The following is a 21,051-nucleotide window of genomic DNA, read 5'->3' on the forward strand; positions in this document are numbered from 1 at the left end:
AACTGAGCTTATGTTGCATCTCGTAGAGTTAAGATTTTGTTTTCACTTCGTCTCTCGTCTACAGGGAGGCATTCTACCTATTTACCATGCAGTGTCAACCGCTGTTTTATCGATAACTTACTGCTTGCGCACTAAATAATCTCTTTGATCTTTTATTGTGCTATTCGGCCGTTAAATCTTTCCAGGCGGCTAAAATGTAGCTCATCATTGACCAGAAGGTTAACACGGCAGCGATATATAACAGCACAAATGCCGCGGTGATCATGAGTGGGTTGTATTGCCAGATCAGGCCAATAATCGCCACCATCTGCGCCGCCGTTTTATATTTACCGATCCAAGAAACCGCAACTGTCCCGCGCTTACCTAATTCAGCCATCCATTCACGCAGGGCTGAAATCACAATTTCGCGACCAATCATAAACAGTGCCGGCAAGGTTAACCAAATATCGGCATATTGATCCACCAGCAACACCAGCGCGGTGATCACCATTAGTTTATCGGCAACGGGATCGAGAAAAGCCCCAAAACGCGTGAGTTGCTTGAGTTTACGGGCGGCATAGCCATCCAAGGCATCGGTAATGGCGGCAAGCCAAAACACAAATGCAGCCACGAAGGGAGTCCAACTGTACGGCAGATAAAAGAGCACCACGAAGATGGGCAGTAAAAAAAGCCTAAAAAGGGTTAATGCTATAGGTAAGTTAAACGGCATGATCAAACCAGTTAGTCAAAAGCAGCGCCAATCTTGCCTTAAATTTATCACCCTCGCAATGCATCATGAATGGTTTGTGCCATTTCTATGCTAATACCGGGTACTTTCGCTAACTCGGCCACACTCGCGCCCTTCACTTCCTGTAAACCACCAAGATGTTGCAATAACGCCTTGCGCCGTTTAGGACCAATCCCAGGAATCGACTCGAGCGTCGAAGTGTTACGGGTTTTCTGGCGACGATTACGATGGCCAGTAATCGCAAAGCGGTGGGACTCATCGCGAATATGTTGAATAAGGTGCAGCGCTGGCGAGTCATCTTCAAGGGAAAAGCTCGTTTCAGTGTCGCCAAAGATTAAGGTTTCTAGCCCGGGTTTACGGCTCTCCCCCTTTGCCACCCCAATCAATTGCGGCGCTTTATCTAAATTGACGAATTTCTCATCCACTATTTGCTGCGCGATACGCAGCTGGCCCAAGCCACCGTCGATAAATAAGATGTCAGGAATTTTGCCGCTGGCATCGATTTTATCAAATCGGCGACTAATGGCTTGTTTCATCGCGGCATAATCATCGCCGGGCGTAATGCCTTCGATATTGTAACGGCGGTATTCGGCTTTATGTGGCCCCTCGCGGTTAAACACCACGCAGGAGGCTACCGTGCTCTCCCCCATGGTATGGCTGATATCGAAACACTCCATCCGCTGTATTGGCGCATTAAGCTCGAGGATTTCCTCCAGCAAGACAAAACGCTGTTCAACGGTGTTTTTATGGGACAAACGCGTCATCACCGCATTGGTGGCATTGGTCAGCGCAAGGCGCAAAAAGCTTGCCCTGTCGGCGCGCACATTGGTTTTAATGCTGAACTTTTTGTTTAACGCCTCAGAGACGGCCGCCTCTAACTCATGCAATTCTTCAAAGTGGTGGCTTATCACCACTTCCTTAGGAATTGTGCGTTGAATATCGGCATTTAAGTAAAACTGTAATAGGAAGGAACGTAAGACTTCTTCTATATCCGTTTGCGCGGGCACCGTTGGATAATAGCTGCGGCTACCAAAAATTTTACCTTCGCGGATAAATAATAGATGAAAACACGCGATGCCCGAAGCGTAGTGCACGCCGATAACATCCATATCCCCGGTATTGCCCGAGACTTCTTGCTGCTCGGCCACGCGGCGTAGCGCCATAATTTGATCGCGAAAGCGCGCGGCTTGCTCATAGGCTTGCTGCTCGGCGGCCTCTTCCATCCTAGCCACGAGCTCACTGATAACTTGCTTGTCTTTTCCCTTTAAGAACAGACTCGCCAGTTTAACCTGCTCGTCATACTCCGCATTACTGACCTTACCGACACAAGGTGCACTGCAACGGGATAACTGGTACTGCAGGCAAGGACGAGTGCGGGATTTATAATAGAGATCATCACACTGGCGGATAGGAAACAGCTTTTGCATCAAGTGCAAACTTTCACGCACCGCGCCGCCATTTGGATAAGGCCCAAAGTAATAGCCCTTCTCCCGCTGCGGCCCGCGATGGTATGCGAGGCGTGGATGCTCGTGTTGGCTCAAGAAAATATAAGGGTATGACTTATCGTCCCGCAGTAACACATTGTATTTGGGCATATACTGCTTGATATAGTCATTCTCAAGCAGCAGCGCATCGGTCTCGCTGTGGGTCAGCGTCACATCGATATGATGGATATGGGACACCAGCGCTTGGGTTTTCACATTTCCAAGGTTTTTACGGAAATAGGAGGATAAGCGCTTTTTAAGATCTTTGGCTTTACCCACATAGATGACGTCACCTTTGACGTCATACATGCGATAAACCCCAGCAGAGGATGAGACCGAGCGTAAAAAACTCTGGGCGTTAAAACCTGTCGACATCGTTATACACCCACTCTTTGACTCACTGTCTTCAACACAACTTGATAAATCGTCTTCACACTCACAGCTAACACTTAATTAATGCTAGAACCATTGACACAAGCGGCCACTAGAAATGGCCAGCGTCCAGCATTTTATAACGGATCGCTAAACGAGTCAGCTCCACATCACCACTGATCCCAAGCTTCGCAAACAAGCGATAACGGTAGCTGTTAACGGTTTTGGGGCTTAAGTTGAGCTGCTCAGAAATATCGTTGACCTTTTCACCATTGGTGATCATCAACATAATTTGCAGCTCACGCTCGGACAAGGCTTTAAACGGATTCTCATCGGCGGGATTGAATTGGCTCAATGCCATTTGTTGGGCAATTTCTGGAGATAAATAACGCTGACCACGGGAAACCTGACGTATCGCTTGCAGTACTTCGGGAGGTGTCGCCCCTTTGGTTAAATAACCGGACGCGCCCGCCTGCATCACTTTGCTGGGAAAAGGATCTTCAGTATGCACAGTTAACACAATAATCTTGGCATGGGGCTGATAACGTAAAATTTTACGCGTGGCTTCAAGCCCCCCCATCCCAGGCATATTCATGTCCATTAAGATGACATCGGCTTCATTTTGTCTCGCCCACTGTACCGCGGTTTCGCCATCAGGTGCTTCTCCCACGACTTTGATCCCACGTTCATCTTCTAAGATGCGGCGGATCCCAGTTCTTACAAGCTCATGGTCGTCAACTAAATATATCGATATCAACTTTTATCCACCTTTAACCAATGTCGACTAACACAGTGTAGTCAAATCAGAATACCGCAACCGGAATATAGGTTATCAGGGTAATTTAGCCCAACAATGGCATTTCGCAAAGCATAAAATGAATATTGTTAACTAGATGATATTTAAAGGAACAACGGACTCATTAACCCAGTTTAAATTCTGCACTTAAGGCGCGGCTGGTTTCGGTATTCACGGCAAATAACCAAGAGTGTGCTCAACGCCGCAAGTTTTAAACATAATAGAATGGAAGGTTAAAATGCAAAAGACCGCGAATTGTTTAGCGGTCTTTGGATTGCATTAGATAGAGAAGCAGCGCTTAGGATAAGGAACCTAGGGTTCAACTTCCGAAATGCCAAAAACAAAAAAGCCATCATTGCTGATGGCTTTTCCGTAGAATATGGCGGAGGAGCAGGGATTTGAACCCTGGGTGGGCTATAAACCCACGCCGGTTTTCAAGACCGGTGCATTAAACCACTCTGCCACCCCTCCGAACGAGCGAGATAATAGCTATCTCCCCTCTGGTTGTAAACCTAAATTTATTATTAATTGAATTGATTGGCGACTTGACACTCAGTCGTCGATAAAACCATCGAATGACGCCTAATTTTCAATCAAAAGCCGTGTTATCCCTAAATTAAGGTGGCGCTTATGGTCACTCAAGCCAAACACGCTGCGCTCAATACACTCGCCCCCATTAACTTCTTTAACTCGACAGCACCTTAAAGTAGCCACTTTATATAGTCGAAATAAAGACTCGATAAAAAGTCACTCAAATCAAAGCGCGCTAAAGGCATGTGAAGATAAATTTGCAATGCAGGTACCTGCACTCATAAATGGCTTAGAAGTTAGATATAAACCCTCAAGGCAAATATAAGTTCACTTAAGACAATGCGGGGACTGAAGCGAATGCGGCCCCATATGAGCCAAGGAAGTACGATTGCACCTATGCGAATTTTTTCAGCCAAGCATAACTGAGCGTGTAGAGCTGACTCTGCTCAGATGCAATATTAAATACAGAACAGGAAGCTTGTGTGGAATTGAATGTAAAAAGGCCGCTAATGACTTAGCGGCCTTTCTAACAAATATGGCGGAAACCCTGCGCTTAGAACGAAGAACCCTAGGGCCAAATTTCATAAACAAAATAGCCATTACCACTGATGGATTTACGTGGAATATTGCGTAGGAACTGCACTTAGCATGAGGAAGCCGGGTTCAAATTGCACAAACAAAAAAGCCATCATTGCTGATGGCTTTTCCGTAAAATATGGCGGAGGAGCAGGGATTTGAACCCTGGGTGGGCTATAAACCCACGCCGGTTTTCAAGACCGGTGCATTAAACCACTCTGCCACCCCTCCGAATGGCGCAAATAATATAAGCATCATCGGTGCTTGTAAACAGCAATTTTTCAATATTGTGTCAAATGCTCATCTTATGCTCACCAAGATGTTTTTTCAGGCAAATTGCCAACAAATTTTCAGCAATATCTGAGTAAACCAACGCAAAAACACCTATACAGTAAGAGACTTGCCGTCTTGGTATGGTAAAATCGCGGTAACTTTTTATGGTAAATGCTTATATGAATTCACTCTTAATACCATCATCCTCACTCGCGCCTGAATTTAACCTTCCTACCCTGCCGCAATCGGCCACAGGGTTAAAAGCCCTGCTTTTAGGGCAAGAACGTGTATTGGATGCCTTTAAGTTACATAACGCCATTGCCGATCAACAGCTCTACCTCGCCGATTTTCCGGGCATCGACCGACAATTAATCATGCAAGCCCTAATGGAAACTGTCGAGCCCTTATCCAGTGCTTATTTAGTGGCGGCTCGGCCTGTAGAAAAAGCCATTCAGTTCCAATGGCAGTATGAAGCGCCGCTCGATAATCAAGGCGCCATTGCCGAGAAAAATGTCAGTTACCGTTACCTGAGTGGCAATATCCGCCGTGCCGATCTTCTCGGTCGCATGGTGCAATCGGCAAATGGCAGCAAATATCAACCCGGTGCACTCGCCCAGTGCCACTATGTGTTTATCTGCGCCGAATCGCTGTGGAAACGCGAAGGCCTATGGGATCTGGTCATGCAAATTCTGACGCAAAAATCGTATCAGATAAGCAGTCACCTCAGCCCTATTCCGCTAAATTGTAAAATCATTCTTATTGGTGCAGGCTTAATCTATAGCCAAGTCCGCTCAGAAGACTGGCAATTTCAGCGCCACTTTAGTTTGCTGGCAGAGCTGGCGAGTGAACTCGATCTGACGCGCTTTAAAGAAGTGCAATATGCCAGTTGGTTACAAGCCGTGGCTCAGAGCGTTGAAGTTGGTTTAGAGCAATCAAGCCTTGCGCCGCTGTTTAGGCACAGCGCGAGGTTGACCGAACATCAACGCCGTTTAAGCCTCTCAATGCTCGATTTTGCCCAATTAATGGCTCAGGCTAAGGTTTATCGCGGCAAAGCCTCTATCAATGCCGCCAGTATTGAACACGCGCTCGAGCAAGCCAACTACCGTCATAACAGCTCTGAGGAATTTTCGGGGCAAAGTTTTGATGACAATTTCATAAATCTGCCAACTGAAGGCGCTATGGTAGGACAGATTAATGGCCTGACTGTGATCGATGCGATTGACCATAGTTACGGCGAACCCGCGCGGATCACCGCAACCGTGCATTATGGTGATGGCGAAGTGGCTGACATTGAAAGAAAGTCCGAGCTGGGTGGCAATATCCACGCCAAAGGCATGATGATCCTTTCTGCCTGTTTGTATCGTATCTTTGGTCGCGATGCACCGTTGCACCTTAATGCCAACATCGTATTCGAGCAGTCCTATCAAGAGATCGATGGCGATAGCGCCTCGCTCGCCGAATATTGCTGTTTGATGTCGGCGATTGCCGAGCAACCGATTATCCAGTCACTCGCGATTACCGGCGCCTTGGATCAATTCGGTAATGTGCAAGCCATTGGCGGCATTAATGAGAAAATTGAAGGCTTCTTTAATCTGTGTGAGCGTCGCGGCTTAACTGGCGAACAGGGCGTGATTATGCCGAAGTCGAACGTTCTGCAGCTTAACCTTGCCCCAAAAGTGATAACAGCTGTAGGCAAAGGACAATTCCATATCTATGCGATTGAGCATATGGACGAAGCGGTGGAGCTGCTGATGCAGATGCCCGCGGGGGTGGCCAATGAAGATAATGACTTCCCAGAAGACTCCTTATACGGCCTAGTGCAAGAACGGCTAGATAAGTTGGCAGGAAATGGCGAAGAGGAGATTAGCTTAATGACGAGGTTACTCGCAAAACTGGGATTATTTCGCCATTAATTAGCTGATCGGAGTTGTTTAGCTTACACGTGTTCGCTAATCTTGGCGGCTCTTATTGCTGGAGTAGTAAAACAATGAATAAAGCAAACAGTTTCAATAAAGAAGAACTCATCGCCTGTGGCCATGGGAATTTATTTGGTCCAAACTCGCCTCGTTTACCCGTCGATAATATGTTGATGATCGACCGGATCATTACTATTAACGATAACGGCGGTGAATTTGGCAAAGGTGAAATTGTTGCTGAACTCGATATTAATCCAGACCTATGGTTCTTTGGCTGTCACTTTATTAGCGACCCAGTGATGCCAGGCTGTTTAGGCTTAGACGCCATGTGGCAATTAGTGGGTTTTTACCTCGGTTGGGAAGGCGCCGAGGGTAAAGGCCGCGCGCTGGGCGTAGGTGAAGTGAAATTTACCGGACAAGTATTACCCGGCGCGAAAAAAGTGACTTACAAGCTAAATATCAAGCGTACTATTCATCGCAAGTTAGTCATGGGTATTGCCGATGCCATCCTTGAAGTGGATGGTCGTCAAATCTATAGCGCGACCGATTTAAAAGTTGGCGTATTTAGCGACACTTCGACCTTCTAATCGCTGCTGTACCCTACACGACTCGATACAAAAATGCCCTCATCTGAGGGCAATTATGCTGCATTACTCTGTCTGTTCTGGGCTATTTAATCCACGAGAAACACTCGTTATTTATTAAATAGCCCATTAACTCGGCCATCCACACCTTCACGCCAACCACCTAACCACTGTGACCGCGAATCAAGATTTGCATAAGGACAAAGCTCTTTAGAGCGGCCCCCAATACCAGCCTGGAATCCTTTGGAAAAAGCTCTGTCTAAACGATCTCGTTTTTGTCTTTTCATGCAAGCGTCCTCTGTTCTACGTGAAATAGAAGCAACAGCTTCATCCATAGAGATAGTGCTTTTCAGCCTCGAGATCAATCAAAAAATCGTCCATTTTATCGACTATTTATTAAACTATTGAGATCATGATTAAAAAAATCGAGGCATTTTGCCTCGATTTTTTGAGTCTGAATTCAAGCTGAAAAATTAGCGAGTGCGGCGACGTAACCAGACTAAAGGTAACGCAAGTAACCAAGCAAGAGAAGCGGCACCTTTACGTTCGTAATTGCCTGTGTCAGTGCTTTCATCCACTGTACAAGCTTCACCATTAGTGGTCGGTTTTAATACAACCATACGCGGAATATAAGCTGTGACTGGGTCACCATTACCACTGAGTTCAAATAGCGGCAAACCATTCTCACCCACAATAACATTACCATCCGAGTCAAACTGATAGGAAGGTTTACGAATAAAGGCAGTACCTACGATAGTGCCATCTTCATTAATGCTTGCGGCTTCAACAACCAGAATATCGCTGTTGTAGCTTAGCACCTTACCAGTGCCATCCTGCACTTCGACCTGATGGCGAGTCCAATTACCATCAGAGCCTTTTTCAAAACCCTTGGATTCACAGGTCAGCAAGTTATTGAGGTTACTGAACTCCCCAGTAGATTTCTCATACAGGAAGCCCGCCTTAGGACGTGGTTTTTCCTTATCATAGGTGGTTTCAATATAACCAACAACTTGACCTTTATTATTGATATCTTTGGGTTTGCTAGATAGGTCCGTGGTAGTTGATGCAAAGTCATTTGGCGTAACATAAGCCACTTCAGGTGTATTGGTATCAAAGTAGAAGAACTTATCACGTAAATATCCTTGGATATAACTACGATAGCTACCAACAAGAATACCGCTGTCATTCACATCGTAGGCGATGGAGCTTGAAATAGAATCACCCATCGGGATCCAATGGTATTGATAGTTACCCTCAGCATCTTTGCTCCAATAGGCTGCGTCCTGACGTAATCTATCGGTATTACCGTTACGGTAAACGTGCGAGCGTCCGGCGACCACACCGTCATTGTTAACACCCAACGCTTGGGCGGTAAAGGTCAGTGTATTGTCACTGGCAGGGGTTAACCCTAAAGGTAAAGCGGTACCCGTTGCTACGCCATTGTCCAGTTGCCATACATAAGCACGGGTTTGGTACTGAATATTGCGCGTACCTTGAGTATTAGGGTATTGCTCGCGTTGAATACACACATCTAACGGTAACGTATTATCTGTGCCTAAACAGTAGGCTACGCGATCTCCACCGTATTTGCTTATATCGGTACTGGCATAACCAACAACCAAATTATTGTTGTTAACCGCCGTCGCCGCCGACCAACCGCCTAACTCAACCGTTTTATCATCCTTCACGTACTGAGTGTAAGGTGGCAGTAACGGGATTTCACTATCGCCTACTTTGGCTACACCGCGATACTCATAATCACGGTAATACCAGTAATCGGTCGTATCATCTGTAGTTGCGGTGTTTTCCGTTTTCTTTTCAGGTGCGGTCATACTGCCGACTTTCACGCCAGCATCATTGATGCCGTAGTAAAAGGTATCAACAGAGTTAACTACCGAAGTATCACTGGGTGGCGTAGTACCATTGACACTGTCAAAGGTCGGTAACCATGCACCAGCGGCAGCATTTTGCGCAGCAACAAAAGCAAAGTTATTGGCAACAATAGCTTCTGTAATGGAGTAAGTAATGGTTTCCTCAGGGGCAATACCATCTTCAACGTCGATAACCCCACCTTCCACATCAGAAGTACTGAGTTTTTTCTTACCTTTAGCGATACCGACTAACTCATCGTTGGCATTCACGCCCAAGGCATAACCGTTTCGTGTGCCTTCGAGCGTACCTTGCAGATCATAATTATCAAGATTAACAATTTCATATACGGGTGCGGCATGGGCACTGTGTAATACGCCAAGGACACCTAAGGCAACCAAGGAGAGGGCTTTATCCAACTTTGACTTCATTAATTCTATTCCCATTTTTATTATTGGTTTACTTCAGTGACTCAAGCTCTTCCCATCGCTCGAAGCAAACTTCCAATTGCTTTTCTTTATCCGCCAACAGGTTCAATACCGAATTGATTTTATCCTGTGTTTGACTATAAAAATCTGGGCTTGCCACTGTGGTTTGCAATTCGAGGATTTCTGCCTCTAATGTTTCCATCAACTCAGGCATGGCCTCTAATTCACGCTGTAACTTATAGGACAGTTTTTTCGCGGCTTTGGCGGGCTCGGCCACTTTCACCTCAGCGGTTTTTACTGTCGCAGGAGCTTCGACCGTGTTTGGCTGACTAGGTTCCTCTGAATAAAACTTTGCCCCTTGGTCAATTGCGTCTTGATAACCACCAACATACTCGCTCCAATGCCCATTACCCGCATACCACCAGCTGCTGGTGACAGTGTTATCGATAAAGGCCCTATCATGGCTCACAAGCAACAGTGTGCCTTGATATTCAGTCAGCAGCGACTCTAGCAATTCTAGGGTCTCAATATCAAGATCGTTTGTCGGTTCGTCGAGGATAATCAGGTTAGCAGGACGAATTAGTAACTTAGCCAGCAGTAATCGATTTTTCTCACCACCCGATAATGCCTTTACTGGCGTACGGGCGCGCATCGGCGAAAATAGGAAATCCTGCAGATAACTTAAGATATGACGGTCTTGACCATTAATGGTGATAGTCTTTTTCCCCTCACCCACGTTGTCTTCAACGGTTTGCTCAGGATCCAACGCCTCACGGTATTGGTCAAAATAGGCAATCTCTAACTTAGTGCCGACTTTCACCTCACCCGATTGAGGTTGTAACTTCTCAATCAACAGCTTAATAAGGGTTGATTTGCCACAACCGTTCGGGCCGATAAGCGCAATACGATCGCCTCGAAGTACTGTGGTATTAAAGTTTTTAACCAGATTTTTATCGGGCAGATTGTAGTTTAAGTCCTTTACATCGAAGACTAACTTACCCGAACGCTCGGTATCGGCCACCGCCATCTTGGCACTGCCCTGACGATTCAAGCGCTCGCTACGTTCTTGACGCAGCGCCTTGAGTGCACGCACGCGGCCTTCGTTACGGGTACGACGGGCCTTAACCCCTTGGCGGATCCAGACTTCTTCTTCGGCTAAGCGCTTATCGAATAAGGCGTTTTTCTCGGCTTCAACCCTTAACCATTCCTGCTTACCATCGAGGTAAGCTTGGTAATTGCCAGGCCATGAAGTCACCACGCCGCGGTCTAAATCGACGATGCGGGTGGCCATGCGGGCAATAAAGCCCCTGTCGTGGCTGATAAACACGATAGCGCCTTGGAAATCCAGCAGGAATTTCTCCAGCCATTCAATGGTATCGATATCTAAATGGTTAGTCGGTTCATCGAGCAGCAATAAATCCGGCTCACTGACGAGGGCGCGGGCAAGCGCCACTTTACGCTGCCAACCACCGGATAATTCACTTAAGGATTTATCGGGATCGAGGCCTAATAACTCACAATTTTGTTTGATGCGCGAGTCAAGCTGCCAGCCATTGTGATGATCTAAAGTCTCCTGCAGCTTTTGCATTTGATTAAGCATGCGCTCCATCAGCTCAGGTTCGGCATAAGCTACATCGTGGGACAGTTGATGGTATTGCTCTAACGCTTCACCGACTTCCTTTAAACCCGCAGCAATATAAGAGTAAACCGAGCCCTGCTCCGCCTTTGGTGGATCTTGCTGCAAACGGCTGACTGTCACGCTGCCATCGATGTTGAATTCCCCTTCATCGACCAGCACGTCGCCGGATAAAATCTTCAATAGACTCGACTTACCCGCACCGTTGCGGCCAACAATACACACTCGCTCGCCGCGCTCAATGGTAAAATCGGCATTTTGCAGCAGCGGAGTATAACCATAGGCTAACGAGCCATTATTGATACGAACCAGACTCAAACTAAGCTCCTAAAAATTCTTGTAATTGGGTAGCGTCAAAGGGCCAAAAGAGGCAACGCTCATCCGCGGCCTTCACCACGGGAATACACACGCCATAACGTTCAGCTAAGGCTTCATCATCGCAAATATCGATGGCCGTAAAAGGCACCTCGGCGGCATTAAGCAATGCCGCAGCCTGTTCACATAGGTGACAGCCTTCGGTGTGGTATAGAATGTAACCCGCTTGCAGTAAATTATGCATGGGTGATTAACCAAGTATTATGGATATGGGGATTGCGCTTGTAATCCATAGGCAAGGTCAGATCATCGATGTTTTCCACCTTGATTTTCATCTTGGCCAAGGTTTCGGTGTCCATCTTAAACTTGCGTTTGTTGTTGGAGAACACTATTTCCCCATTTGGAGTTAACAGCTTGATGAGCATGCCCAGTAAATTCACATGGTCACGTTGTACATCGAAGGAATCTTCCATGCGCTTGGAGTTAGAGAAGGTCGGCGGATCGATAAAAATCAAGTCGTACTGCACGGATTTATCGAGCGCACTATCGCGGATCCATTGCAAACAATCGGCCTGCACAAACTCATACTGCTTACCATGAAGGTCATTAAGCGCAAAGTTTTCCTTCGCCCACGCCAGATAAGTGTTTGACATATCGACCGTCGTGACCGACTTAGCACCGCCTAATGCGGCATGCACAGAGGCAGAACCCGTGTAAGAGAACAGGTTCAATACCCGGCATCCTTTCGATTTTTGTCCCACTAAGCGGCGGGTTAATCTGTGATCGAGGAACAAGCCTGTATCCAAATAGCCCGTCAGGTTCAGCTTAAACTTAGCGCCATATTCGGTGGTGATAAGCTCAAGCTTACGCTCATCAAGCTTTTGATACTGATTGGTACCCTTTTGACGTTCACGGGTCTTCATAGTGATCTTGTGCGGGTCGACACCAATCGCAGCAGGCAGCGCCAAGAGCACATCGCTTAAACGACGTTTTGTCACGGCCTCAGGAATGCTGGCCGGCGCCATATATTCCTGCACCACGATATGATCTAAGTAACGGTCGACCGCTACGTTATATTCGGGAATATCGGCATCATATAAACGGTAGCTGTCGATACCTTCTTTTTTCGCCCACTTTTCTAATTGCTTGGCGTTTTTCTTAATACGGTTAGCAAATGCTGGCGCGATATCGGCAATGTCCACCCCTTCCGGCAATACGGGCGTATCACGGCGAGTGCTTTGCGCGTGCAAGGTATACAGGTTAAAGGCACACTCTAGCGCGCCGTTAAACATCTTCATCTGCTTATCGGCTTTGAGTTTCAGTGCCGAAATCAGCTCGATATCGCTACAGAGCATAGCCACTTTCCAGCCGCCAAACTCTTTCTTAAACTTGTCGCCTAATTGGTAATACAGCTGCAATAGCTCAGAGACACTGCCTAAACGCTCACCGTAGGGAGGGTTAGTAATCATGTAACCTTCACCAGCGGGCGGCTCGACATTCAGCGCATTAGCAACCTTAAAGTCAATCAAATCAAGTACACCGGCGTTTTGCGCATTGCGTTTTGCCAGTGCCACTAAACGCGAATCGATATCCGAGCCGTAGAACTTCACGTCACAACGCTTTACGCCTAAAGAAGCGCGCGCCTTGGCCTCTTCTAAAATTTCATGCCATGTGGCTTTATCATGACGGCGCCAATGCTCAAAACCAAAACGGCTGCGCTGCAACCCGGGAGCAATATCGGCAGCCATTAATGCAGCCTCAATCAGTACAGTACCACTGCCGCAGAAAGGATCGAGTAAAGTGGTTGGCGCGGCTTTCCAACCACTGCGTACCAACATGTTGGCGGCGAGGTTTTCTTTTAACGGGGCTTCGCCGGTCGTAGAGCGATAACCGCGTTGATGCAAAGAAGGTCCCGAGAAGTTCATCGCAATGGTGATCACCCCATTACGGAAATGGGCGTCGATTTTAATGTCGGCATCGATACGGGCGACATTTGGACGGGCGTCACCGTCATCACGGAAACGGTCAACAATCGCATCTTTAATCTTTAACGCACCAAACTGGGTGTTGTTGATAAAACCGCCAGTGCCGTGAAAATCGATACTAAAGGTGTTGCGATTTGAGAAATGAGCAGACCAATCAATACAATAAGCTGCGTTATATAATTGCTCCGCCGACTCACAGGGGCCCTTATAGATCACCAGTACGATACGGCTGGCCAAACGCGTCCACAGGGTAATACGGTAGGCTAAGGCAAGCGGCGCGGTAAAATAGACACCGGCAACACTCTCTTTAATCTCAGTCGCACCAAATTCTGTCAGTTCTTGGGCTAAGCTATATTCAAAGCCCTTAGGGGCGGCAGCAAAAAAATTAAGCATGGGATAATCAATACGCAGTCAAAATCAAAGCGACATTATACCTGTGAAGCGACATAAAAGATAAACAGTTATTAGCCGAAACTCGATTTAGTCAGGCAGTTACCACTCTCTTTACGACAGATAAGCGGGCCATATTGCCCAGATTGTCCGAAATTCCCCCATTACGATTCATAATTAAGCACTCGTTCATTTTTTTGAAATTCCTCCTTGCAATGCCACAGCACTGCCGTTATAGTTCGCCCCGCTTTAGAGACGGACGCGGGATGGAGCAGCTTGGTAGCTCGTCGGGCTCATAACCCGAAGGTCGTTGGTTCAAATCCAGCTCCCGCAACCAATTTAAAGCCAAGGTGATGATATTCAAAAGGATATCTAATCTTGTAAATCCTCAATATCGGACGCGGGATGGAGCAGCTTGGTAGCTCGTCGGGCTCATAACCCGAAGGTCGTTGGTTCAAATCCAGCTCCCGCAACCAATTGATGGATAACAAATAAAAGTAATAATCGGACGCGGGATGGAGCAGCTTGGTAGCTCGTCGGGCTCATAACCCGAAGGTCGTTGGTTCAAATCCAGCTCCCGCAACCAATTATCAACTTAATATCATTAGGCCAGCATTAAGCTGGTTTTTTTGTGCCTAAAATTCACATCTTGTGTCTCTGATTCGTTTCAGCCAATGGTAACGACTCGCTCGTCGGGCTCTACTATCTATAAGCAACAGACGAAGTGGCTGGTTTAAATCCAGCACAAGTTGCTAGCCGTCAACTCACTCAGTTTACTTATCTTTTCCCCTGCCCCTGTTCGGCTTTATATATCTCATTTCCAAAAGCGCCGGCGATTTTCATCAAGCCTAATAAATGCCACGATTTCAGTCATAAATGCCAACAGAGTCGTTTGCCGCCCAATACGCATTTCTGCTATGATCCATCGCTGACTAATCATAATTCCACAAATTGACAGATAATCAGCACTTAGCTTTTATCTTGCGATACCAACCCATCGCCTGCAGGTACAAATATGATTAACCACTTTAGTGTGCTCGGTATCAAACCTAGCGCCAAAGAAGACGACATTAAAAAAGCCTATCGCCGGCTCTCAAACAAATACCATCCCGATAAGTTGTTAGGTGCCTCTGATGAAGAAAAAGAGCAAGCATCGCAGCAACTTGAGCGCGTTAAAAAAGCTTATGAAGTGCTATCAGATCCCAAGCTTAGAAATGCGTTTATCCGAGACTTCAACAATGTGATCGTGACCGATCCCAATGGCGCGATGCGCGAATTGTGGGATCAATTTTACCCTTAAGCGGGTTATTTCCAGTGCAACACTGGGAGTGCCAAATTAATGAGCTTAATTTGCCAAGCCCCTTAATTTGGACCTTTTATTGCAACACGGTTTATTTTGAGAAGCTGTTTGTTTGATAGCTTTTTATTTCGAGACATGCCCATGGCCAAAAAACTGAATATCTCACGCATTAATGAGCTTAAGACCAATGCCTACGACAATATCGAGTCCTATGATGACCCTGATACGCCCAAGGCACTGGAACAATTTACCAGTCAAATCAAAAAAGTATTACAGGCCGATCCTAAAATGCTCGAGTCGGTGCCCGAGTACCTGCCTGTAGCACTCTATGGCCGAGTCAAATTTCCAAGTGATGCCAAGCTCAAGTGGGCTCACTGGATAAACACCGCAACGCAGCCCGAGTGGGATGAGTTCAAGGTCACTATCGGCTTTAACAATGCCGATGTCCCATTAGTGCAGGCGGTGCGCGCCTATTCAGAAGATTTATTGATTGAAAGCTGCGCCGTACTCTATTTACTGGAAAACCAAGGCAAAAGTGCACCTGCGCCTAAACGCAGCGCTGACGATGATTTTGAAGACGAAGACAGTGATTACGCCGATTATTCCGATGACGATGATGACGGCGAAGAGGAAGATGGCTACTACGATCACTACGATGATGAGGACCGCTAATGAACACTAGTCTCATTGAAATAACCGTTGCCGAGATTAAAGAGCTCGCCGATGTCGAGCCAAAACAGGCCAGTAAACGTTTCGAACTCATCGCCACCACAATGAACGATGAGCAATTAGTTGAAGTCATTGAAAAAATGGATATTGTGACCCTGACGCAAATCAACAGTCACCACGATATCTCCTGCCCGTCAATTATGTCGGAGCTGATGACCCCAGAGCAAATTCGCGACATCGTCTGTCAGCAACCTTTGTATTGGGAAGAAAAAATCAAGAACAATGCCGAAGAGCTCATTCAGCATACCTTTGATTTTTTGACCTATTTAATTCGCATCCAAGACAGCGAAGAAAAACAAACCGCTATTTTAGAATGTATTGCCGAAGATCCCGCCGGCCTCTTCTATCTGTCTATCCCCTTTATCGAGATGATGTTGGGTGAGCGCCACGACGATGAAGACCACTTCAACGATTATTACGACGATGAAGAAGATACCGACACCGTCGGTTATGACAGTCGTGTCGACAGTGAAGAAGCCCATAGCTTAAGCCTAGATGACCCACGTAGTCTGATGGCGTTAATCCATGAGCTGGCACCCGATGTAGAAAAAGCCATTAAAAACCTGCTGCGTAACGAAAGCTCTGGCTGGGAAATAATCATTAACAAGTTCGTCAATGAACTGGTTATCCAAGCGAAAGAGAAAAACCAAGTCACGGACGAATACGCAGAAGTGGATGATATGTTTAGCTTTTTAGATTAAGGATCCTTAGATGCAACTGGTACTGCGTGATTTAGACCAAGGCCCATACCTGAGCAAGGTGTTGGCCAAAGGCCAAGCAGACGACACCCTTAGCGGTGAGCAGCTCGCACAAATCAAATCTAAAGCCATTTTGATGAGCCTCAAATTGGCGGATAAGTTCTACAACAAGTACAAGATGCACTTACTGGAACAGGCGGCGCACGATGTGATTGGCGTCGTCAGTCTCGGATTAATGGAACTGTCTGATCAGGACCAACAGCAAGCGGTGCGTTTATTGCTCACCGCCGATGGCGTGGTCAAATGCTTCCAAAAGGGTTGGAGCATGCTCAGCGTCGTCAGCAAACATAAGCTGGTGAATGGTAAGTCGCTCTATGGTGATGTGGATAAATTCCTGCTGGAACAAGTCTCTACACCGCCAGATGCCGAAGAGTGGCTGGGCTATGAGGCCTACCAAGATGCATTGGCCGAGCACCAACGTCAGCAATCGATTGCGGCGCTAATGGCGCAGTTTTATGCCCAAACCAGCTATGATCCTTTAGATTTCTTAAATCTGGAGAGCGTATTGGCCGAAGCCGTGTTGTATCGGATGTTGTTTGATAATGCCAAAGTCAGACAAGATCTGAAAAAGCGCATTGCCAAAATCAGCTTGCAGGACGAATGGTTTAGCCTCGAGTATATCGAGCAGCAAACCCAAAAAGCCTTGGCGGAACTCCCAGCGGAACTGGCCGAGACCATCGGTAAAGATTTGGGTAAAAACTTTGCGCCAGCATTGCTGCGTACATTGAATTTCGCGAAAAGCTACCGCGAATTGCTGCTTAGCGACGCCTCCCCTGAGCGTTTAGAAAGATTCGAGCATAAAGAAGGACTCGTCGGTCTACTCGGCTGGCCACTTTATATCGTGCTTTAATCCTTAGCGGGGCGCTAATCAATTAGCGCCCCGCTTTTTATCTACCATCTGAAGTTGCTTACGCTTCCTTTATCGTCTCGCCACCAGCTGCAATACAAAATACCGGCATAGCCGCATCGGGGCGAAGATAGCCCCAAATCCTGATCCCTTGCGCTTCTTTGCTGTAGGGGAGCCGATACTTGTGCAGTTGCGCCTCGATATAATCAGTGAAATCCGTGGTTTTTTCCGGCAGTAATCTGCCGCGGTGTTCTCTTTTGAGCGGATCAATCTCAAGCCATTCAATCCTCTCGCAAATTGCGAGTAACTCGTCCCACCACACTGGCGTAAAACCAGGGTTTGGCCCTTCATCTTCCAGCAGTTTATAACGCACATGGGGCACAAAATCCGGTTTTTCATGGAGCGCCTGCTCAAGCTGACGCCATTTAGTCAGATTCATCACCGAGGTTAATTGGTGCTGATTGAGGTACGCCAAGGTGTCTGCATTCATTGCGATGAGTGTGCTCCCTGTGAGTAAAAATCCATAAGTAGCGTCATCTTAGCTTAAGCGAGGATGTACTTACAGCGACTTAGCTTGAATTTCAAGCACGCGATTGTGAATTAAAGTAAGCGAATAAACGTAAAAAAGCCTGCAATGCAGGCTTTTGATATTTAAAGAAAGAGGCTAAGGCTTAACGGAAGGTCAGTGACGTGGTATCCGTTAATTTATCATTGTCTTTCACGGTTAACTCGACCGTATGCAGCCCGCGGCGTGCTTGGCGAAACACAACAGGACCACTTGCACGGCTACCGTTATCAAACTTCCATTTATGCTGTTTGATCACACCGTCAGTGTCATAGCTGGTCGAAATAAACATATCGACTAACCATAAATTGATGTGCTGAATTTGTGCAACGGGTGGCTTTTTCACATTCTCAACCACCACAGACACCATATGTGAGCTGCTATGGCTTAAACCGTCATTATCGGTCACGGTTAACGTCACTAGATAATCACCAGTTTGCGCATAGGTGTGGGATACCGACTCGCCCATGGCTTGGCTATTATCGCCAAAGTCCCACTGAGTAGAGACAATTTGGCCGTCGCTATCAATGGAAGTTGAAGTCAATTGCACACTCGCACCATTCACAAGCTGAGTAAAGCTGGCTTCAGGAGCCACGTTTTCCGCTTCAAGCAGGAGTGAAATCACCACAGGATCATGATCCGATGAGCGATAAGCATCACTGGCATAAAGGTCTTGCAGCTGCGCAGCCGTCTTAAACTCTTCGTTGTAATCTAACACGCGTGGCTCGTCGGTATTGATATGCCACTCGGTCACATCTAGGACTTTATCCACTAACGCGGCATTGGCCAGTGCATGGTCTAACTGCCCAGATTCACCCGAGAATACATAGGAATAAGGATTGGCTTTTTCGAGTTTTGCAAACAACTCGCTAAAGCCAGCGTTAGCCAATGCGCTTAGCGGATCTTCCTTAGCGTAGGAGTTTAAGTCGCCAATCAGCAGTACGCCTTGCTCTGGATACTGCGCGGCAATCCACTGCCCCGCCGCCGTTGCTGCGCGGGTACGGGTAATATTGCAGTTACCTTGACCATCGTTCATATCTGGATCGCCTGCACACTCACTGCCCTTAGATTTCAAGTGATTAACCGCAACGACTACACTCTCCTCACTGCCGTTTAGCACGAAGGCTTGAGTCAACATAGGGCGGTTTTTGCTGTCGTCGAACAGTGGCTGCGCGGCGTCATTCAAGGGAGAGTTAGCACTCGATAAAATACGCGCATCACCCTGAGGGCTCACTTTGTCGCTGCGATAGATGAGACCGACGGTAATCGCATCCGTACCGATCGCACTTAAGTTGTTGCCATTGACCTTTGGAATAACATAGGCATAGCGATTTTCACCCACGGCGGCATTGAGGCCCGCCACGAGATCGGCAATCGCCGAGTTAGCGCCAAAGCCATCGTTCTCGATTTCCATCAGACCAAACACATCGGCACTGATCCCTACCATGGCGCTGACAATCTTCGCTTTTTGACGCTCAAACTCACTCAGGGTATTGGCACCGCGCGCAGTAGGGAAACCGCTGCCCTGTCCATCGCCATTAAAGTAGTTCAGTACGTTAAAGCTAGCGACTTTCAGGTTGCCGCCTTCGGCAAGCACTGGCGATTGTGGACGAGGGTTTTCTGCCACAAAATTAACTGGCTCAGTCGGCATAATGCGATAAAGATTAAAGCCATAGTGCATAACGCCCGTCAGACTCGTTGCTTTATCGCCCACACGCACAGTGTTTGAAGCGCTTAAACCTGGCGCCGGGAAAATCACAGGATCAGGGTTCTGCGCCGTTAAGCCATCGTCGAGTAAAATACTGTCTTTGAGATTGGCAGCAGTGACGGCTAAGGCATCTGTGCCTGGCGCGGCCACTTGCGTCCCAATAAAGTGACGGCTGCTACCGAGTGAAATTTCACCATAGCGGCCCAAGTTGTAGACTTCGTTCACCACCAGGTCTTGGCTAAAGCGGACGCGCATGCCTTCAAAGGGTTCAAAGTCATCGCTCGAATTCACAGGTAAGGTCACCACGGCGGCTGTCGGCAGGGTCTGCCCTGCGGCACACAGCTTATGATCGGCAACGGTAGTCAGTTCCGTTAAGCCTTGATATTCAGTGACTTTAGCCTTTAAGCGTATACGGTCGCCAACCACGTAACCCGTAGGCGCATTACCGGTATAAACAAACACCCCTTCCGAGGTTTGTGGATCGTTATCGGCTTCGTTGTCGGCCATTTGCACGAAGATGCCCTTGAGGCCAGCTTCTTGATTACTCACCACAATGGCTTCTACCACTAAGGTTTGTCCGTTTAACGGACTGACATTGGTCGAACCTTGCAGGGCATGGATAGGCGTTGAGGCTTCACCACAGGCTAATGAACTCGGTGGCGGCTCAACAGGATCGGTTGGTGTGCCCGCGCTGAACTTACCCAGATCCGAGATATCGTCTTTGGCAAAACCTAACCATGTATTAAAGGTGACTGCATCATCAATAATGGGATCGGCGATTAGTTGATCAGGATTGCGGCGCAGGGTATTGTCCTGCGTCGATAAATCACCACTGCCCCACTCACTGCCGGGATCGACGCCCACTTGACCTAAGCTATCAATCACTTGATCTTGATAGGTCAGCACAATGGCATCATCACCATTGAAAAAACTCGCGCTGCTTTGTTGATTTGTCACCGCCAGAATATCGGCCGATGCATCATTATCAGCAACCACATGAGTCGCCCCTGCGGCTAAGGTGCCGGTCAGGGCGATAGTCGTGCCCACCGTTGTGCTGCCATTAAAATAGAAGCGTAATTGATACTGGCTTAAATCGATGCTGCTGGCGGTTGGGTTGTATAACTCAATGGCTTTGTTGTTGCTGCTGCCTTCAACATATTCAGTAATAATCAGATTATCGGCTGCATGAGCAAATCCACACGCGCCACTGATGGCTAATGCCAACAGCGTTTTGTTATTAAACATAATGACCCCTAATAAGT

Annotated in this window: 16 protein-coding genes and 5 tRNA genes; 9 read left to right on the plus strand and 12 right to left on the minus strand. The window is 47.3% G+C overall.

Going from position 1 to position 21,051, the window contains the following annotated elements; genetic code table 11:
• Positions 1-160: 160 nt before the first annotated feature.
• The 5 genes from pgsA to M0415_RS07295 all read right to left on the minus strand — a co-directional run bounded on the left by pgsA (position 161) and on the right by M0415_RS07295 (position 4,717).
• Entirely contained in the window at positions 161-709 is a 549-nt protein-coding gene (pgsA, locus tag M0415_RS07275) for a CDP-diacylglycerol--glycerol-3-phosphate 3-phosphatidyltransferase (protein WP_088211423.1), read from the minus strand.
• A 47-nt stretch (positions 710-756) separates the two neighbouring features.
• A complete protein-coding gene (gene uvrC, locus M0415_RS07280) occupies positions 757-2,586 on the minus strand; it encodes an excinuclease ABC subunit UvrC (protein ID WP_249554690.1) in 1,830 nt (609 codons plus the stop codon).
• A 109-nt stretch (positions 2,587-2,695) separates the two neighbouring features.
• Positions 2,696-3,340, minus strand: coding sequence for a UvrY/SirA/GacA family response regulator transcription factor (uvrY, locus tag M0415_RS07285; protein WP_011622328.1), 645 nt, complete (start codon positions 3,338-3,340; stop codon positions 2,696-2,698).
• Between the two features lie 419 nt (positions 3,341-3,759).
• Positions 3,760-3,850 (minus strand) — tRNA-Ser (locus tag M0415_RS07290).
• A gap of 776 nt (positions 3,851-4,626) precedes the next feature.
• Positions 4,627-4,717, minus strand: a tRNA-Ser gene (locus M0415_RS07295).
• A gap of 221 nt (positions 4,718-4,938) precedes the next feature.
• On the opposite strand from M0415_RS07295, the gene M0415_RS07300 reads away from it, so the two are divergent.
• Both M0415_RS07300 and fabA read left to right on the plus strand, forming a co-directional pair.
• Complete coding sequence (locus M0415_RS07300) at positions 4,939-6,672, plus strand: AAA family ATPase (protein WP_088211425.1); 1,734 nt, start codon at positions 4,939-4,941, stop codon at positions 6,670-6,672.
• A gap of 74 nt (positions 6,673-6,746) precedes the next feature.
• Positions 6,747-7,262 (plus strand): bifunctional 3-hydroxydecanoyl-ACP dehydratase/trans-2-decenoyl-ACP isomerase, encoded by a 516-nt coding sequence (fabA, locus tag M0415_RS07305; protein ID WP_011625892.1) that lies wholly within the window; start codon positions 6,747-6,749, stop codon positions 7,260-7,262.
• Positions 7,263-7,369: 107 nt separating this feature from the next.
• Here the strand turns inward: fabA and rmf are convergent, their stop codons facing one another.
• The 5 genes from rmf to rlmKL form a co-directional block, all read right to left on the minus strand.
• A complete protein-coding gene (gene rmf / locus M0415_RS07310) occupies positions 7,370-7,546 on the minus strand; it encodes a ribosome modulation factor (protein WP_011071969.1) in 177 nt (58 codons plus the stop codon).
• A gap of 186 nt (positions 7,547-7,732) precedes the next feature.
• A complete protein-coding gene (locus M0415_RS07315) occupies positions 7,733-9,559 on the minus strand; it encodes a DUF3466 family protein (RefSeq protein WP_249554688.1) in 1,827 nt (608 codons plus the stop codon).
• Between the two features lie 28 nt (positions 9,560-9,587).
• On the minus strand, positions 9,588-11,510 hold the full coding sequence (locus M0415_RS07320; protein ID WP_088211427.1) for an ABC transporter ATP-binding protein: 1,923 nt from the start codon (positions 11,508-11,510) through the stop codon (positions 9,588-9,590).
• Position 11,511: 1 nt separating this feature from the next.
• The gene (locus M0415_RS07325) at positions 11,512-11,751 is read right to left on the minus strand and encodes a glutaredoxin family protein (protein ID WP_088211428.1); all 240 of its coding nucleotides are present in this window, start codon (positions 11,749-11,751) and stop codon (positions 11,512-11,514) included.
• The gene (rlmKL, locus tag M0415_RS07330) at positions 11,744-13,885 is read right to left on the minus strand and encodes a bifunctional 23S rRNA (guanine(2069)-N(7))-methyltransferase RlmK/23S rRNA (guanine(2445)-N(2))-methyltransferase RlmL (RefSeq protein ID WP_088211429.1); all 2,142 of its coding nucleotides are present in this window, start codon (positions 13,883-13,885) and stop codon (positions 11,744-11,746) included. Before rlmKL ends, M0415_RS07325 begins: the two co-directional genes overlap by 8 nt.
• Positions 13,886-14,142: 257 nt before the next feature.
• Between rlmKL and M0415_RS07335 the strand changes: the two genes are divergently transcribed.
• From M0415_RS07335 to atcC, 7 genes are all read left to right on the plus strand, one after another.
• A tRNA-Met gene (locus tag M0415_RS07335) sits at positions 14,143-14,219 on the plus strand.
• A gap of 62 nt (positions 14,220-14,281) precedes the next feature.
• Positions 14,282-14,358 (plus strand) — tRNA-Met (locus tag M0415_RS07340).
• Between the two features lie 33 nt (positions 14,359-14,391).
• Positions 14,392-14,468, plus strand: a tRNA-Met gene (locus M0415_RS07345).
• Between the two features lie 429 nt (positions 14,469-14,897).
• Positions 14,898-15,182: a cold adaptation protein ActJcold adaptation protein ActJ gene (gene atcJ, locus M0415_RS07350; RefSeq protein WP_011622321.1), complete on the plus strand. Its 285-nt coding sequence runs from the start codon at positions 14,898-14,900 to the stop codon at positions 15,180-15,182.
• Positions 15,183-15,323: 141 nt separating this feature from the next.
• Entirely contained in the window at positions 15,324-15,854 is a 531-nt protein-coding gene (atcA, locus tag M0415_RS07355) for a cold adaptation protein AtcA (RefSeq protein WP_176399906.1), read from the plus strand.
• Complete coding sequence (atcB, locus tag M0415_RS07360; RefSeq protein ID WP_088211430.1) at positions 15,854-16,612, plus strand: cold adaptation protein AtcB; 759 nt, start codon at positions 15,854-15,856, stop codon at positions 16,610-16,612. Before atcA ends, atcB begins: the two co-directional genes overlap by 1 nt.
• Positions 16,613-16,622: 10 nt before the next feature.
• Positions 16,623-17,519, plus strand: coding sequence for a cold adaptation protein AtcC (atcC, locus tag M0415_RS07365; protein WP_011716640.1), 897 nt, complete (start codon positions 16,623-16,625; stop codon positions 17,517-17,519).
• Between the two features lie 58 nt (positions 17,520-17,577).
• Here atcC and M0415_RS07370 read toward each other — a convergent pair whose 3' ends face one another.
• Positions 17,578-18,006, minus strand: coding sequence for a DUF6678 family protein (locus tag M0415_RS07370; RefSeq protein ID WP_088211431.1), 429 nt, complete (start codon positions 18,004-18,006; stop codon positions 17,578-17,580).
• 181 nt (positions 18,007-18,187) lie between these two features.
• Positions 18,188-21,034: an ExeM/NucH family extracellular endonuclease gene (locus tag M0415_RS07375; protein ID WP_088211432.1), complete on the minus strand. Its 2,847-nt coding sequence runs from the start codon at positions 21,032-21,034 to the stop codon at positions 18,188-18,190.
• Positions 21,035-21,051 lie beyond the last annotated feature (17 nt).

This window comes from Shewanella sp. 10B, from assembly GCF_023475885.1.
In the GTDB taxonomy this organism is placed as follows: domain Bacteria; phylum Pseudomonadota; class Gammaproteobacteria; order Enterobacterales; family Shewanellaceae; genus Shewanella; species Shewanella mangrovisoli.

Bases quoted from the DNA above. Each gene is read 5' to 3' on its own strand.
- rmf (WP_011071969.1), bottom strand. From the start codon at position 7,546: ATGAAAAGACAAAAACGAGATCGTTTAGACAGAGCTTTTTCCAAAGGA.
- atcJ (WP_011622321.1), top strand. From the start codon at position 14,898: ATGATTAACCACTTTAGTGTGCTCGGTATCAAACCTAGCGCCAAAGAA.
- pgsA (WP_088211423.1), bottom strand. From the start codon at position 709: ATGCCGTTTAACTTACCTATAGCATTAACCCTTTTTAGGCTTTTTTTA.
- M0415_RS07375 (WP_088211432.1), bottom strand. From the start codon at position 21,034: ATGTTTAATAACAAAACGCTGTTGGCATTAGCCATCAGTGGCGCGTGT.
- M0415_RS07300 (WP_088211425.1), top strand. From the start codon at position 4,939: ATGAATTCACTCTTAATACCATCATCCTCACTCGCGCCTGAATTTAAC.
- atcA (WP_176399906.1), top strand. From the start codon at position 15,324: ATGGCCAAAAAACTGAATATCTCACGCATTAATGAGCTTAAGACCAAT.
- atcC (WP_011716640.1), top strand. From the start codon at position 16,623: ATGCAACTGGTACTGCGTGATTTAGACCAAGGCCCATACCTGAGCAAG.
- M0415_RS07325 (WP_088211428.1), bottom strand. From the start codon at position 11,751: ATGCATAATTTACTGCAAGCGGGTTACATTCTATACCACACCGAAGGC.
- fabA (WP_011625892.1), top strand. From the start codon at position 6,747: ATGAATAAAGCAAACAGTTTCAATAAAGAAGAACTCATCGCCTGTGGC.
- atcB (WP_088211430.1), top strand. From the start codon at position 15,854: ATGAACACTAGTCTCATTGAAATAACCGTTGCCGAGATTAAAGAGCTC.
- M0415_RS07315 (WP_249554688.1), bottom strand. From the start codon at position 9,559: ATGAAGTCAAAGTTGGATAAAGCCCTCTCCTTGGTTGCCTTAGGTGTC.
- M0415_RS07370 (WP_088211431.1), bottom strand. From the start codon at position 18,006: ATGAATGCAGACACCTTGGCGTACCTCAATCAGCACCAATTAACCTCG.
- rlmKL (WP_088211429.1), bottom strand. From the start codon at position 13,885: ATGCTTAATTTTTTTGCTGCCGCCCCTAAGGGCTTTGAATATAGCTTA.
- uvrC (WP_249554690.1), bottom strand. From the start codon at position 2,586: ATGTCGACAGGTTTTAACGCCCAGAGTTTTTTACGCTCGGTCTCATCC.